Source organism: Cellulosimicrobium sp. 4261, from assembly GCF_040546915.1.
In the GTDB taxonomy this organism is placed as follows: domain Bacteria; phylum Actinomycetota; class Actinomycetes; order Actinomycetales; family Cellulomonadaceae; genus Cellulosimicrobium; species Cellulosimicrobium cinnabarinum.
In genome coordinates, this window is record NZ_JBEPOQ010000004.1 from 220813 (window position 1) to 235196 (window position 14384).

Genomic DNA, 14384 nt, shown 5'->3' on the forward strand with positions numbered 1-14384 from the left:
ACGTGACGACCGCCAGGTCCGTGCGATGCATCGGGTGGTAGCGGTCAGTCGTCCGCCGCGGCGCGGCGCTCCTCCTCGTCGACGGACTCGCCCGTCGGGTCCTCCGCGACGAGGTCGTCGAGGAACGCGCCGCCCAACGGCCCGTCGCTCAGCCCGACGAACCGCCAGCCCGACGCCGGGTCCCCCTCGACCTCGACGAGCCCGGTGTTCGCGAGCGGGGTCCACGCGAGCCGGTCGACGTCGACGCCCGCGGCGCGCGCGCACGCCCACGCGCGGATCGCCGCACCGTGCGACACGACGACGGCGGTCTCCCACCCGGCCCGCGCGACGGCGGCGAGGGCGTCGTCGTACCGGTCGAGGAACTCGGTGCCGTCGGGGCCGCCGGGCACCCGCCGGTCGGGCTCGCCGCGGCCCCACGCGAAGACCGTCTCGAGGTAGAGGGCGTGGTCGTCGTGGTCGGCCGACATCTCCAGGTCGCCCGCGTCGACCTCACGCAGCCCGTCGAGCTCGAGCGGCTCCAGACCGTGGCGCTCGACGAGCGGCGCCGCCGTGAGGTGCGTGCGCACGAGCGTGGACACCGCGACGCCGTCGACCACCCGGCCCGAGAGCGCGTCCGGGACCGCCGCCGCCTGGCGCGCCCCGAGGGCGGTGAGGCCCGGGCCGGGCAGGGCGGTGTCGAGCAGGCCGGCGACGTTGGAGGGGGTCTGTCCGTGACGGACGAGGAGCAGGCGCATGGTTCTCCGGTTCTCGGGTGCGGGGTCTCCTGCCACCCTACGAGCCCGGGAGCGGGCGGCGCGTGGCACGCTGGACGCATGTCCCGCCGCGAGCTCGTCGTCCTGGGGACGGCCAGCATGGTCCCGACCCGCACGCGCAACCACAACGGGTACGTGCTGCTCTGGGACGACGAGGCGATCCTCTTCGACCCCGGCGAGGGCACCCAGCGGCAGATGACGTTCGCCGGGGTGTCGGCGACCGATCTCACGCGCATCGCGATCACCCACCTGCACGGCGACCACAGCCTCGGGCTCGCGGGCGTCTCCCAGCGCATCAGCGGCGACGGGGTGCGGCACCCGATCGGGGTGACCTACCCGGCGTCGGGCCAGCGGTGGGTGAACCACCTGCTCGACGCGAGCGCCCACTACCGCCGCGGGCACCTGGAGCTCCAGCCGCTCACGACGGACGGCGTGGTCCCGCCCGTCCCCGGCCGCCCCGAGCCGGGCTTCACGCTCCGCGCCGAGCGCCTCGACCACACGATCGAGGCCATGGGCTACCGTCTCGACGAGCCCGACGGCCGGTCGCTCGACCCTGCGCTCCTCGCCCGCCACGGGCTCGCGGGGCCGGTCGTGGGCGAGCTGCAGCGCGCGGGCCGCGTCACGACGCCCGACGGCCGGACCGTCACCCTCGACGACGTGAGCGGCCCCCGGCCCGGCCAGTCGTTCGCGTTCGTCATGGACACACGCCTGTGCGACGCCGTGCACCGGCTCGCGGACGGCGTCGACCTGCTCGTCATCGAGTCGACCTTCCTCGACCGCGACCGCGAGCAGGCGGAGCGCTGGGGCCACCTCACGGCCCGGCAGGCAGCGACGGTCGCGGCCGAGGCGGGCGTCCGCTCGCTCGTGCTCACGCACTTCTCGCAGCGCTACCCGGACCCGACGGAGTTCTGGCGCGAGGCCCGCGAGGTGTTCGACGGCGAGCTCACCGTCGCGCAGGACCTCGACCGCGTGCGGGTCCCCCACCGCCGTCGGCCCGCCTGACGCCGACGAGCCGACCGCCCGAGGACCACGGCTCTACCTCGCGGGACCAGGGCTCTACCTCGCGGGACCAGGGCTCTACCTCGCGGGACCAGGGCTCTACCTCGGCGAGGTAGAGGCCCGGTCGCGCGAGGTAGAGGTGGGGTCGCGGGGTCAGCGGGTCAGTCGCCGCGGGCGCGGCGGGTCGCGCGGTCGTTGGCGCGCTGGATCGCCTCGACGAGCTCGTCCTTGGTCATGGTCGAGCGACCGTCGACGTCGAGCCGGCGCGCGACGTCGAGCAGGTGCTCCTTGGTCGCGTTCGCGTCGACGCCGCCCGCGGTCTCGGCGCTCGCGTCGAGCCCGCCCTCTTCGGCGCGGTCGTCGGACGGGCCGGGCTCGTCCTTCGGCTCCCAGTGGTCGCCGATCTTCTCGTGCGTGTGCTTGAGCGCGGCGAACGCCACGCGCCGCGCGCGCTCCTCGGAGCCGTACTGCTCCATCGCGGCGTCGTAGGCCTTCGCGAACGTGCGCTGCGCCTTCTCGTCCGAGCGCTGCAGCGTGCTGGGGATCTCGGACTGCTTCGCGTCGCCGTCGCGCGTCGTCTTCGGCACGGGTCACCTCCTGCTGCCCGACGGCGGTCGCCGCCTCCCCCGAGCGTCCCGCCCCGCGCGACGGCTCGCGCGCCGAACGGGGGCGTGCCCGCCGGGCGCGGCCTACGCTGCCGGGATGTCGAGCGTCCTGCGGTTCCGCGGCCGCATCGCGGGCTGGGGCACGGCGTCCGGGACGCGGGTCGTCGTCGGGCGCTGGGACGCGTCGCCGTTCGGTGCGTTCGCCGACGTCATGGTCGAGCGGCCCGACGGCGAGCGCATCCTCCTCGCGCCGTCGCGCCCGGTCGCGGAGCTCGTCGCGTCGACCTACCGCTTCGACCGGGTCGTCCTGGTGCCGGTCGCCGTCACGGACGAGCCGACTCACGCGGCAGGCGCACCACCGGGCCGCGGCCGCCTGCCGGGCTGGCACGTGGTGGCCGGCCCGCTCGAGGCGCGGCTCGCCGTCGGGCCGCGGACGTTCCTGGGGCACGTGCTGCGCGCGGTGCCCCGCCGCGTCGCGACGTCGCGGCACGCGACCGTGCTCACCGACCCCGTCGCGCGCGTGCTGCTGCGCGGCGTCCGGACGCGGGGCAGCGCGGGGCCGGGGCGCACCGAGCACTACGGCGCGACGGACGTCCACGCGCTCCTCGCCGCGCGGACGCGGTGGGACGGCGGCTCGCTCGGCGGCCTGCGCGACGTCGTCCCGCCGGTCCGGTTCGGGTTCGGGTCGACCCCGACCTGGCCGAGCGTGACCGACGTCGTCACGACGATCGTCGTGCGCTGATCCCCCGGAGGCGGACGGGACGAGACGCGAGACCGGGGCCGCGCGCCGGACGACGAGCGTCTCGGCACACGACCCCGGTGCGACCGGACCGGCCCTCAGACCCCGCGGGCCGCGAGCCAGCCCGCGAGCCGGTCGGGACGGTCGGTGATGATCGCGTCCACCTCGAGGTCGACGGCGGCGGCCCAGTGCGCGGGCTCGTCGAGCGTCCAGACCGCGACCTCCAGACCGGCGTCGTGCAGGCGCTGCACGAGCCCCGGGTCCTCGAGGAGGAGCGCGCCCATCGGGTTGCACGTGACCACGTCGAGCTCGGCGCACCGCGCGAGCACGTCGTCGAGCGCCACGACGAGCAGCCCACGGCGCAGGCCCGGGTCGGCCTCGCGCAGCGCCGCGACCGTCTCGGGCCAGAAGCTCTGCGCCACGACCCGGTCGGCGATGCCCGCGAAGCGGATCGGCCCCGTGACGCGCCGCACCTGCTCGACGGTCCACGACCCCTTGAGCTCGAGCAGCAGGTCCATCCCCGGTCGCCGCACGAGGAGGTCGACGACCTCGGCGAACGTCGGCACGCGCTGGCCGCCGAACGCCGGGGAGAACCACGACCCGGCGTCGAGCGCCCGGATCGCCGCGCGGTCGAGCCGTGCGACCGTCCCGCTGCCCGACGTCGTCGCGTCCACGGTGTCGTCGTGGATGACGACGGGCTCGCCGTCGGCCGTGAGCTGCACGTCGATCTCGATGCTGTGCGCACCGGCCCGCCACGCCGCCTCGAACGCGGCGAGCGTGTTCTGCGGGGCGACCGAGCTGTTGCCGCGGTGCGCGATGACGCGCGGGGGCGCGGCCCGTCCCGGCGCGGCGTCCGTGGGCGCGAGGGCGGTCGCCGTCACAGGTACGGCTCCACGTTCTCGGTGTACGCGGTCTCGATGCGCGGCGCGACGGACTCGAACGCGGCCGCCGGGTCGGCGCCCTCGATGACGATCTGCTCGATCGCCTCGTTGAGCAGCGCGTCGGCGCCCGGGATGAAGACGCGCGCGTCGTCCTGCGGGCGCGCCTTGTCGGCGAGCTGGTCGACGGCCGTGCGGAACTGCGGCGTCGCCTCGTAGATGGCCTTCATGGTGTCGGACTCGACGGCCGACGTCCGCACCGGCATGTAGCCCGTGTTCTGCGAGAAGTACGCGGTGTTCTCGGTGTTCGTGAGGAACGCGAGGAACATCGCCGCGGCGAGCTGCTGCTCGGGCGACTTCGACGCCGGGATGGCGAGACCCGTCCCGCCCGTCGGGGTGCCGCCGCCGTCGGGGCCGTCGGGCAGGTAGGCCGTGCCCACCTCGAACGACGCCGCGTCGAGCGCGCCCTTGAGCGAGCCCGTCGAGCCGATGGTCGAGGCGATGAGACCCGACGAGAAGTCGACCATCGCGTCGTCCGCGGAGAGCGTCGCGACGCCCTTCTCGTGGAAGAGGTCGTGCAGGAACTGGCCGCCCGCGACCGACTCCTCCGAGTCGAGCGTGAGGTCGAACCCGTCGGAGTACGCGCCGCCCTGGCCCCAGATCATGTTCTCGAACCACCACGCGCCCCACGACGGGCCGGTGGACAGGCCGAGCGTCGAGCCGCCGGACGGCACGAGCGGCTTGAGGGACGCGTCCCACTGCTCGAGCTCCTCCCACGTCTCGGGGCCGCGGTCGGGCAGGCCGGCCGCCGTCCACAGGTCCTTGTTGTAGTAGAAGAGCGGCGTCGAGCGCGCGTAGGGCACAGCCCAGTGCTGGTCGTCGTACTCGTAGTCCGCGTAGAGCGCGGGCTGGAAGTCGTCCGCGTCGGCCTCGACGAACTCGAGCACGTCGTCGAGCGGCAGGATCTGGTCGTTGAGGTGGTAGCGGAACCACCAGACGTCGGACGCGATGACGACGTCGGGCAGCTCGTCGGTCTGCGACGCGGCCTGGAAGCGCTGCGCGACCTCGTCGTAGTTGGCGCCGGCGGTCACGAGGTTGACCGTGATGCCGGACTCCTCCTCGAACCGGTCGATGAGCTCCTGCTCGATCTCCTGCGACGTGCCGGGGTGGTTGCTCCACCAGGTGATCTCGGACGCGGGCTCGACGGCCGACCAGTCGACGGCCTCGGCCGTCGCGTCGTCGCCCGCGGTGCCGGCGCCGTCGGCCCCGGCGACGCTCGGGCCGGCGCACGCGGTGAGCGCGAGGGCGGTGACCGCCGTGAGGGCGGTGGCGGCGGCGCGGGCCCGACGGCGGCGCGCGCCGGGTGCGGTGCGGTGGGACACAGGTGCTCCTTCAGGTCGTGCACCGGGTCTCGGTGCGCTTCGGGGAACCCGGACCGCTGCGGGCGGGCCGGGGAGTCTGGTGTCGGGCGGGTGCGCGCCGGTCAGCCGGTGACGGCACCTGCGGTGAGGCCCGCGACGAGGCGGCGCTGCAGGACGAGGAAGACGACGAGGATCGGCAGCGTCACGACCACGGTCGCGGCGAGCAGGACGCCCCAGTTCGTCATGCCGTCGGTGTTCTGCAGCAGCGTGAGGCCGACGGGGAGGGTCATCTTGTCGGGCCGGTCGATGACGAGGAACGGCCACAGGTAGTCGTTCCACTCCGTCACGACCGACACGAGCGCGACGGCCGCGAGCGTCGGCGTGCTCATCGGCACGACGAACCGCCACAGCTTGCGCCAGTGCCCCGCGCCGTCGAGCTCGGCGGCCTCGAGGATCGAGCGCGGCAGCGTGAGGAAGTGCTGGCGGAACAGGAACGTCCCGAACGCGCTCGCGAGGCCCGGCACGAGGATGCCCTGGTACGTGTTGAGCCACCCGAGGCTCGCGACGAGCGTGTAGTTGGGGATGATCGTGATCTGCGGCGGGATCATGAGCGTCGCGATGACGAGCCCGAACACGACCTTCTTGAACGGGAAGTCGAGGAACACGAGCGCGTACGCGCACGTGAGACCCAGCGCGACCTTGAGACCCGCGCCCACGATCGTGATCCCGACGCTGTTGAGCAGCAGGCGCCCGAGCGGGATCGAGTCCGCGGCCTGCGCGTAGTTGTCGAGGTTCACGCTGCCCGGGAGCCACTGCAGCGGGACGGTGTACAGCTCGGCGGGCGTCTTCATGCTCGCGAGCACCATCCACACCAGGGGCGCACCGAGCACGACGGTCGCGAGCACCAGGGCGAGGTACCCGCCCGGCTGGAGGGCCCGGCGTCGGGCACGGGGAGCGCGCGGCGGGCGGGACGCGAAGGCGGCGGGCGTGGCGGGCGCCGTCTCGGGACGGGCGGGCGCGACGGTGCTCATGCGTAGTGGACCTTCCGCTGGACGAACCGCATCTGCACCGCGGTCACCGCGAGCAGCACGAGGAACAGGACCGTGGCGACCGCCGACGCGTACCCGGCGCGCCCGTTGACGAAGCTCTCCTCGTAGATCGAGTACATGAGCGTCGTCGTCGAGCCGAGCGGGCCGCCCTGCGTCATCGCCTTGATGATGTCGAAGGACTGGAGCGACGCGAGGAGCATCGTCACGACGAGGAAGAACGTCGTCGGGGTCAGGAGCGGCAGGATGATCGAGCGCAGCGTCCGCGCCGACGACGCGCCGTCGAGCGCGGCCGCGTCCTTGAGGTCCTGCGGCACCGACTGGAGTCCCGCCAGGTAGATGAGGGCGACGTACCCGAGGTTCTTCCACAGGTAGACGACGACGATCATCACCAGCGGCCACGGGCGCTGCGTGTACCACTGCGGCGACGCGACGCCGACCCAGCCGAGCAGCTCCTGGACCAGCCCGTACCGCGGGTCGAACATGAACAGCCACAGGATCCCGACCGCGAAGCCCGACAGCACGTACGGCGCGAACGCGACGGTCCGGGCGACGCCGCGGCCGCGCAGCCTGCGGTTGAGCAGCAGCGCCAGCCCCAGGCCGAGGACCATCGCGCCGCCGACCGTGGCGAGCGTGAACGCGAGCGTCGTCGTGACGATGCGGCCCGTCGTCGGGGCCGTGAACCACTCGACGTAGTTGCCCAGCCCGACCGGCCGCGCGACCGGCGACCCGAGGTTCCACTGGAGCGTCGAGAGGTAGAAGCTCTGCAGCAGCGGCCGGTAGACGAACACCAGCAGCAGCAGGACGTTCGGGCCCGCGAGCAGGAGCGCCCACAGCAGGTTCCGCCGACGGCGGCGCGCACCCAGGCGGCTGCGGTGCAGCGTCTGGACCTCGCGGTCGGTGCCCGACGACGTCGGGCCGGCAGGCGGTCCGGGGCGGGTGGTGCCCGGGCCGGCGGCCGGGGAGGTCGCGCCCGGGGACGCGCCTCCCGGCGCGCCCGAGGAGCCCGGAGACTCCGGGGTGAGAACGGTGGTCACAGCACAGGTCCGCTCGTCCGAGGGTGCAGGTCACGGCCGGCGCGGCACCCGTCCTGCGGGTGGGCGGCCACTCGGAGCATAGGAAGCGAAGGCGCCGGTTTTGCCCAGGAATGGGTGGGTGCGGGGACGGGCGTCGGGCAACGTTCACCGAGCCGTGCCCGCCGCGCCACCCGCACCTGTGGAGCGGTCACGTGGTGGAGACCTCATGACGCGTCGTCCACAGGGCGGGACGGGCGGTTCCGCCTCGCGCGGCGTTTCGCTAGGTTCGTGGCGTTCGCGCGGTGCCGCCCGGTCCGGGCCGCGCCGCCCGGTTCGCGGGCAGGGGGTCTGGTGAGTCGTACGCGTCATGCGCCGGTCGAGGAACGACCGGCAGGAACGGTGAGCGCCCGAGCGCTCCGGTCGAGGAGCAGTGCCCGACGGCGAGCGCTCGCCCTGGGCGTCGTCGTGACAGCCGGGTGCCTGGTCGCCGGGTGCACCGGCGGGGGTGACCCCGCACCGTCACCGCCGGTCGAGACGTCGGCCGAGCCGTCCGTCACGGAGCCGCGCGAGCCCGAGCCGACCACGACCGGGCCTCCGAAGCCCGAACGGCCCGCGGCCATGGAGCGCGACGACGCGGAGGGCGCTGCTGCGGCGGCGGAGTACTTCTTGTCGCTCTACGGTTACGTGCTCGCCACAGGCGACACCACCGAGTGGGACTTCCTATCCCACGCGGAGTGCGGCTTCTGCGCAGACACCTCCGATCAGGCCTCGTGGCTGCGAGAGAATGGCGGGAAGCACTCGGGCGGCGAAATGTCTTTGCAGATCGAAAACGCAGGAAAATACGCGCGCGATGCAGCGACCGGTATATGGCCGCTTGATGGAGTTGCAACTCAATCCGCGTTCTCTGTAACCGATGCGAGCGGCGAAGAGATCGCAAGCGGACCTGCAACGTTTCGGCCTGTCCGCGCCGAAGTTGGCCGCAACGAGAGTGAATGGGTGATTGTCGAGATCGCTCCGGCACCGGAAGGATGAGGGAAATGCTGAGAGTAGCGCTCGGCCTCTCACTCGCTTTGGGGGTCACTCCCCACTCCTTCCAGCACGTCGCGTTGACGCCCGGGGCGGTAGCTCTCGAGAGATCCAGCCAAGACCCACGCGGTGACTGGAGCGGGTTCGGCAAGATCGACAACCAGGAGGTGCGCGTCGAAGCTGAGCTAGCGACGCGCGGTGGTCAATCACATGAGGTGAGTGGCGCAAAAGGTGGCCCGGCTACTGAGCGGTACTACCGGTCTTCGCAAACAACCTGCGCGGTGTTCAACGGCCTCGACGACCCAACGTCCGATCTATCTGGCCGCTGCGCCGAGTGGGAGCGGCTCGTCACCGAAGGGCTCGAGTGCGACGCGAACTCCTACTACCTGGGCGCGTTGTACCGCCAGACCCGTGAGGTCGCCGCGGACGGCACGCCTGGCGAATGGTCGGCGGCAGGCGCACCCGTGGCCGACCAGTCGTGCGTGACGCCTGCTGACCTCGCTAACGAAGCAGCACGAGCGCTCGCCACCTTGACGCTCGCGCCGTCACCCGTCGTCGTGCAGCCACCGGACGGTTGGACGGTCGTCAACGTGCCGACGATCACCTACACCGAGCCCGGCGAGCAGGTGCTCGACACGACGCTGCTGGGCATCCCGGTCCAGATCCGGGCGACGCCCCGGTCGTTCACCTGGGACTACGGCGACGGGAGCGGTCCGGTGACGACGACCGACCCGGGCGCCGCGTACCCGCACCACACGGTCGCGCACACCTACGACCAGCCGGCGGACCGGGTGACGATCACGCTGACCACGACGTGGTCCGGGCAGTTCCGGATCACCGGCACCCCGAGCTGGACCGACGTCACCGGCACCGCGACGACGACGAGCTCCGCCGACCCGCTGCGGATCTACGAGGCCCGGTCCCGCTTGGTGACCGACGACCTCCCCGGCTCCTGACGAGATCGACGGGGCGACGTGAGCGGACGCACGACCGCGGTGCCGCCCATCGGCCGGGCGGCACCGCGGTCTGCTGGTCAGGAGGCGACTACGCGCAGGTGAGCGCCTCGTACGCGGCCGTCACCTCCGTCGTCGTGCCCGCGACGTCGGTGACCGCGACGAGCGCCTCGCCTGGCGCGAGCTCCCCGCCGCGCACCTTGAACGACTGGTACGCGCTCTTGCCGGGGTCCACCTGGGCGAACGCCCGCTCGCCGTGCGGGGTGGTGACGGCGAGGGCGACGGTCTCGTCGCCGTCGTTCGTCGCGCGGACGGCGAGGTACGGGGTGCCGCCGAGGCAGCGGGGCTGTGCCGTGACGGTGACCTGCGGGTCGACGGGCGGCGCCTCGGCCGGGAAGACGTCGAGCGCGTCGAGCTCGGTGTACCAGGTGAGCTTGGTCAGGGTGACGGTGTTCCACCCCTGCTGGAGCTCGACCTGGTGCGTGACGGACTGCCAGTTGCCCCACGTGGTGTGCGGGAAGGTGACGACGCCCGCGTCGGCGCCGTTGACCGTGACGGTGCTCGACGATGGCAGCGTGTACCCGCCGCGCTCCGAGCCGTTCGCGAACCGCACGCCGAGCGTGTACGACCCGGCCTCGTCGGCGTGCACCTGGAGGGCGACCGAGCTGTCGAGGAAGTCGAGCCCGCCGACCTTCTGCCCGCCCGACGCCCCGGCCGCGCTCCCGACGGAGCCGCGCGTGATGACGCCGTCCTCGAACTCGTACCGCGTCGCGTCGGACGGGATGACGGGCGGGGACGACGGGCGCGGGTCGCGCGTCGCGGGGTAGACGTCGAACGCGTCGAGCTCGGTGAAGAACGTCGCGCGCGTCAGCGTGATCGTGTTGGTGCCGGCGACGAGGTCGACGAGGTGCTCCGACGTCTGCCAGTTGCCCCACGTGGTGTGCGGGAAGACGACGGTCTCCGTCACCTCGCCGTTCACGGCGAGCGTCCCGGTGGAGGGGACGCGCGTCGAGCCGTCCTGCGAGCCGTTCGCGAACCGGATGCCGAGCAGCGCCGGCCCGGCCGCGTCGGCGTGCACCTCGACCGTCACGGAGGAGTCGGCGAAGTCCAGGCCGCCGACCTTCGCCCCGCCCGACGCCCCGCCGTCGGCCACGACGCGCGCGTTCGTCACGACGCCGTCCTCGGCCTGGTAGCGGTCGGACGCCTGCGGGACGGACGGGACGCCGTCGGCCGACCACTCGAGGTCCGCGACGTACATGGCGCGGTACGTGAACGCCGCGTTCCAGCCGTGGAAGACGATCGCGTCCGAGCCGTCCGGCGCGGTGACGACGTCCTGGCCGCCCGGGCCGCGCACGTCGCCCTGGAAGCGGTCGCTCGTCATGAGCTCCGTCGTCGCCTTGGTCCACGGGCCGGCCAGGCTCGGCGCCGTCGCGTACGACGTGCGGTAGGCACCGCCGTAGAAGTCGTTCGCGGAGTAGAAGAGGTAGTAGGTGCCGTCGCGCTCGACGACCGTCGGCGCCTCGACGACGCGGCCCTCGTACGCCGTGTCGACGCGGATCAGCTCGGTGGCCGGCCCGGTGAGGGTGGTGCCGTCGGGCGACAGCGGCTGGGCGAAGATGATCGCCGTCTTGCCGGTGCAGCAGTTCCCGTCGGCCTTCCACAGCAGGTAGAGCTGGTCGCCGTCGACGAACGTCCCGGCGTCGATCGCGCCTCCGAGGTCCTCGGTGCCGTCCTCGCCGTTGGGGCAGACGAACGGGTCGGCGCCGACGGGCTCGAACGGCCCCTCGGGCGAGTCGGAGAGCGAGAGGCCGATGCACTGGCGCGGCGACGTCGCGTCACGCGCCGTGTAGTAGAGGGCGTACCCGCCCTCGACCGCGGCGACCTCGGGCGCCCAGACGCAGCGGTCGGTGGCGCCGCCCGGCGAGAAGGTGCACGCCTCGCTGACCCAGGCGCCCAGGTCGGGGGCGACGTCGTTCGGGGCGCTCCACGTGACCAGGTCCGTCGAGGTGCGGTGCTGCACGTTCCGGCCCTGGTCGTTCGTCGCGTAGGCGTGGTAGACGCCGTCGACGAGCAGGATGTCCGGGTCGGGGAAGTTGGCGTCGACGACCGGGGAGATCGTCGGGGCGACGGCGGCGGAGGCTGCAGTGGGTGCGGCGGTCGCCGCTGACGGGGCGGCAGTCGCGGCGGCGGCGCCCGAGACCACCAGCCCGAGCGCGACCAGCGCACCCGTGACAGCGGTGGCACGCGTGCGCGCCCGGGACAGGGAGAGCTTCATGGGGTGTCTCCTCGACGGTGAGGGGCAAGAACCCGGGACGGCGTCGACCTCGGGGATTCGAGTCTCCCGGGCGGCTTCACACAAGTCAACAACTTCTCGCAAGAGTCAACAAAGTCCTCGCGGGCCGGTGGCACGCAGGAGGCGGTGCTCACGCCCGACGGCGGTCCGGCAGCCCCGCTGCGACACGCAGCTCTGCGTACGCCGCGCCGAGCGTCGCGACCGTGTGGTGCGCGTTGAGGCCGCTCGGGTTCGGGAGCAGCCACGCCCGCGCGGGGCCGACGCGCCGCTCCAGCGCGCCGGTCGCGGCGCGACGGTCCGCGAAGGCCGTGCGGTACGCGCCCAGGCCGAGCACCGCGACCCACCGCGGCCGGTACGTCTCCGCCGTCTCGACGAGGCGGCGTCCGCCCGCGACGATCTCGTCCGGCGTCAGCTCGTCCGCCCGCGCGGTCGCCCGTCGCACGACGTTCGTCATCCCCAGGCCCGCGTCGAGGAACGCGTCGCGCTCCCACGGCCCGAGCACCCGGTCGGTGAAGCCCGCCTCGTGCATCGCCTTCCAGAACCGCGTCCCCGGGTTCGCGAAGGGCAGCCCGACCGCCGCCGAGTACAGCCCGGGATTGATCCCGCAGAACAGCACGTCGAGGTCAGGCCGCAGCCAGTCCTCGATCTCACGGCCGCGCGCGGCGGCGAGGTCGTCGGCGGTCGGGCGCGCGTACGGCGGGTCGGTCGGCACCGGACCATCCTCGCCCGGACGTCAGCCCCAGGGCTGCCCGTACGCCTCGACGAGCTCGCGCACCTCGTCGTCGGTGAGGTGCCGCGTGTCGAGCCGGTCCCCCAGCAGCAGCCGGACGCGCGCCGCCTCCTCGATCTCGATCGCCCGGTCGACGGCCTCCGCGACCGTACGCCCAGCGGCGATCGACCCGTGGTTCTGGAGCAGGGCCCCGTGGAAGCGCAGCGCGCTCCCCCGCACGCGCTCGGCCTGCGCCGGGTCGCCCGGCGCGGCGTACCGCACGAGCGGCACGTTGCCCACGCGCATGACGACGTACGGCGTGACCGGCGCGAACGCCGTGTGCTCGCGCCACGGAGCGAGGCACGACGCCGCGACGGCGCTCGGCGAGTGGAGGTGCACGACGCAGCGGTACTCCGGGTCGCGCGCGTACATCGCGAGGTGCAGCGGCCACTCCTTGGTGGGCCGCGGCGTCGGGCCGTCGCCCTCGGTGACGGGGGTGCCGTCGAGCGTCGTGCGGGCCATCTGCTCGGCGGTGAGGGTCGCGAGGGACGTGCCGCTCGCGCTCATGCGCACCTCGTCGCCGACGCGCACGGACACGTTGCCCGACGTCCCGGGCGACATCCCGCTCGCGGAGAGACCGCGCCCGGCGGCGAGCAGCTCCTCGACCAGGTCGCTCATGCGAGCTCCTCCCACGCGGTGACGAACAGGTCCTCGGTGCCGAAGTTGCCCGACTTGAGGACGAGGTTGACGTCGTCAGCCCCGCGGCGGCGACCGCGCAGCCAGGACACACCCGGGCTCAGGAGCTGCCCGACCTCGAGCACGTGCACCCCGAGCCCCTGGACGACGCTGCCCGACGTCTCGCCGCCCGCCACGACGAGCTGCGTCGCGCCCGCCTCCGCGAGGCGTGGCGCGAGCGCGGAGAACAGCCGCTCGACCACGGCCGACGCGTCGGCGGTCACCGCACGTCCGCGCGCGACGTCGTCCGGCTCGCCCACGGAGTACACGAGCACCGGTCGGTCGGGCTGCTCGGCCCAGCGCTCGCGCGCCCAGGCGAGGAGGCGCTCGACCTCCGCGTCCGGGTCCGCGAGCGCCGCCGCGACGTCGACCTTCTGGTGCGGCAGGTGCGGCATGGCCCCCCGGACCTGCGCCTGGGTGGCGCGCGACGCGCTGCCCGCGAGCACCGCGCGTCGGCCCGGGACGGCGGTGATGTCGCCGAGCGTCGCGCCCGTCGGGTCGAGGCCGAGGGCCAGCCCGGAGCCGCCCGTGACGAGCGGGGCGTCGGACGTCGCGCGGGCGACGACCGCGAGGTCGTCGTTGTCGATGCTGTCGACGACGACGTACCGCGCGCCGCCCGCCTCGGCCGCGACGATCGCGCCCCGCAGCGCCTGCTCGCCGGCCCGCACGACGCCGACCGGCACCTCGGCGACCGGGTGCGCGGTCTGCGCCGCGAGCAGGTTCGCGACGCGCGAGTCCCACATGGGGTTGAGCGGGTGGTCCTTCATGGGGCTGCGGTCGAGCGGGTCGTCCCCCACGAACAGGTGGCCGCGGAAGACGGTGCGGCCCGCGTCGGGGAAGCCCGGGACGACGACGGCGCTGCGCGCGCCGGTCTCCTCCATGAGCGCGTCCGCGACGGGCCCGATGTTGCCCTCGGGCGTGGAGTCGAACGTCGAGCAGTACTTGTCGTAGACCTGCGTGACGCCGAGCGCGGCGAGCGCGCGGTAGGCCGCGCGCGCCTGCTCCACCGCCTGGGGGGCAGGCGCGGAGCGGATCTTCAGCGCGACCACGACGGCGTCGTGGTCGGCGAGGTCCGCGAGCTCGTCCGGCCCCGGGACGCCCAGCACGACGGCGGTCCGCAGACCGCGGGCCCTCCAGTTGCCGGCGAGGTCGGTGGCCCCGGTGAAGTCGTCGGCGATCGCGCCGCGCATCGGTGTCTCCTCTGGTCGGTCGGGTCGTCGGCCGGGTCGTCGGTCGGGTCGTCGGTCGTCGCGGGCGGCACGGTCGACGCGC

The 14384-nt window shown here is 73.7% G+C and carries 14 protein-coding genes; 4 read left to right on the plus strand and 10 right to left on the minus strand.

Annotated elements, in window-relative coordinates; genetic code table 11:
- Nucleotides 1–44 precede the first annotated feature (44 nt).
- Entirely contained in the window at nucleotides 45–734 is a 690-nt protein-coding gene (locus ABIE39_RS07340) for a histidine phosphatase family protein (protein WP_354051102.1), read from the minus strand.
- Between the two features lie 78 nt (nucleotides 735–812).
- On the opposite strand from ABIE39_RS07340, the gene ABIE39_RS07345 reads away from it, so the two are divergent.
- Complete coding sequence (locus ABIE39_RS07345; protein WP_175010118.1) at nucleotides 813–1754, plus strand: ribonuclease Z; 942 nt, start codon at nucleotides 813–815, stop codon at nucleotides 1752–1754.
- Nucleotides 1755–1912: 158 nt separating this feature from the next.
- Here the strand turns inward: ABIE39_RS07345 and ABIE39_RS07350 are convergent, their stop codons facing one another.
- Nucleotides 1913–2338, minus strand: a complete 426-nt coding sequence (locus ABIE39_RS07350; protein WP_209828834.1) for a ChaB family protein — start codon at nucleotides 2336–2338, stop codon at nucleotides 1913–1915.
- A 115-nt stretch (nucleotides 2339–2453) separates the two neighbouring features.
- On the opposite strand from ABIE39_RS07350, the gene ABIE39_RS07355 reads away from it, so the two are divergent.
- A complete protein-coding gene (locus ABIE39_RS07355) occupies nucleotides 2454–3098 on the plus strand; it encodes a hypothetical protein (protein ID WP_175010120.1) in 645 nt (214 codons plus the stop codon).
- Nucleotides 3099–3193: 95 nt separating this feature from the next.
- On the opposite strand, the gene ABIE39_RS07360 is transcribed toward ABIE39_RS07355, so the two are convergent.
- The 4 genes from ABIE39_RS07360 to ABIE39_RS07375 all read right to left on the minus strand — a co-directional run bounded on the left by ABIE39_RS07360 (nucleotide 3194) and on the right by ABIE39_RS07375 (nucleotide 7261).
- Entirely contained in the window at nucleotides 3194–3976 is a 783-nt protein-coding gene (locus ABIE39_RS07360; protein ID WP_175010121.1) for a glycerophosphodiester phosphodiesterase family protein, read from the minus strand.
- Nucleotides 3973–5355 carry an extracellular solute-binding protein gene (locus ABIE39_RS07365; RefSeq protein WP_175010122.1) on the minus strand — a complete coding sequence of 461 codons (1383 nt, stop codon included), beginning with the start codon at nucleotides 5353–5355 and terminating at the stop codon, nucleotides 3973–3975. The genes ABIE39_RS07360 and ABIE39_RS07365 overlap by 4 nt, the downstream gene beginning before the upstream one ends.
- Before the next feature lie 101 nt (nucleotides 5356–5456).
- Entirely contained in the window at nucleotides 5457–6365 is a 909-nt protein-coding gene (locus ABIE39_RS07370; RefSeq protein WP_354051105.1) for a carbohydrate ABC transporter permease, read from the minus strand.
- On the minus strand, nucleotides 6362–7261 hold the full coding sequence (locus ABIE39_RS07375; RefSeq protein ID WP_074804259.1) for a carbohydrate ABC transporter permease: 900 nt from the start codon (nucleotides 7259–7261) through the stop codon (nucleotides 6362–6364). Before ABIE39_RS07375 ends, ABIE39_RS07370 begins: the two co-directional genes overlap by 4 nt.
- Nucleotides 7262–7861: 600 nt before the next feature.
- Here ABIE39_RS07375 and ABIE39_RS07380 point away from each other — a divergent pair.
- Together ABIE39_RS07380 and ABIE39_RS07385 are read left to right on the plus strand one after the other, a co-directional pair.
- A complete protein-coding gene (locus tag ABIE39_RS07380) occupies nucleotides 7862–8428 on the plus strand; it encodes a DUF6318 family protein (protein WP_354051245.1) in 567 nt (188 codons plus the stop codon).
- Between the two features lie 275 nt (nucleotides 8429–8703).
- Nucleotides 8704–9378, plus strand: coding sequence for a hypothetical protein (locus tag ABIE39_RS07385; RefSeq protein ID WP_354051107.1), 675 nt, complete (start codon nucleotides 8704–8706; stop codon nucleotides 9376–9378).
- An 88-nt stretch (nucleotides 9379–9466) separates the two neighbouring features.
- On the opposite strand, the gene ABIE39_RS07390 is transcribed toward ABIE39_RS07385, so the two are convergent.
- From ABIE39_RS07390 to otnK, 4 genes are all read right to left on the minus strand, one after another.
- Nucleotides 9467–11650, minus strand: coding sequence for a family 43 glycosylhydrolase (locus tag ABIE39_RS07390; RefSeq protein WP_354051109.1), 2184 nt, complete (start codon nucleotides 11648–11650; stop codon nucleotides 9467–9469).
- A gap of 148 nt (nucleotides 11651–11798) precedes the next feature.
- Nucleotides 11799–12380, minus strand: a complete 582-nt coding sequence (mug, locus tag ABIE39_RS07395; protein WP_061267865.1) for a G/U mismatch-specific DNA glycosylase — start codon at nucleotides 12378–12380, stop codon at nucleotides 11799–11801.
- Between the two features lie 21 nt (nucleotides 12381–12401).
- The gene (locus tag ABIE39_RS07400) at nucleotides 12402–13055 is read right to left on the minus strand and encodes a class II aldolase/adducin family protein (protein WP_175009656.1); all 654 of its coding nucleotides are present in this window, start codon (nucleotides 13053–13055) and stop codon (nucleotides 12402–12404) included.
- The gene (gene otnK, locus ABIE39_RS07405; protein ID WP_175009657.1) at nucleotides 13052–14302 is read right to left on the minus strand and encodes a 3-oxo-tetronate kinase; all 1251 of its coding nucleotides are present in this window, start codon (nucleotides 14300–14302) and stop codon (nucleotides 13052–13054) included. Before otnK ends, ABIE39_RS07400 begins: the two co-directional genes overlap by 4 nt.
- Nucleotides 14303–14384: the final 82 nt, after the last annotated feature.

Coding starts and splice junctions, on each gene's coding strand:
- ABIE39_RS07400 (WP_175009656.1), bottom strand. CDS start 13,055: ATGAGCGACCTGGTCGAGGAGCTGCTCGCCGCCGGGCGCGGTCTCTCC.
- ABIE39_RS07340 (WP_354051102.1), bottom strand. CDS start 734: ATGCGCCTGCTCCTCGTCCGTCACGGACAGACCCCCTCCAACGTCGCC.
- ABIE39_RS07345 (WP_175010118.1), top strand. CDS start 813: ATGTCCCGCCGCGAGCTCGTCGTCCTGGGGACGGCCAGCATGGTCCCG.
- ABIE39_RS07355 (WP_175010120.1), top strand. CDS start 2,454: ATGTCGAGCGTCCTGCGGTTCCGCGGCCGCATCGCGGGCTGGGGCACG.
- otnK (WP_175009657.1), bottom strand. CDS start 14,302: ATGCGCGGCGCGATCGCCGACGACTTCACCGGGGCCACCGACCTCGCC.
- ABIE39_RS07390 (WP_354051109.1), bottom strand. CDS start 11,650: ATGAAGCTCTCCCTGTCCCGGGCGCGCACGCGTGCCACCGCTGTCACG.
- ABIE39_RS07370 (WP_354051105.1), bottom strand. CDS start 6,365: ATGAGCACCGTCGCGCCCGCCCGTCCCGAGACGGCGCCCGCCACGCCC.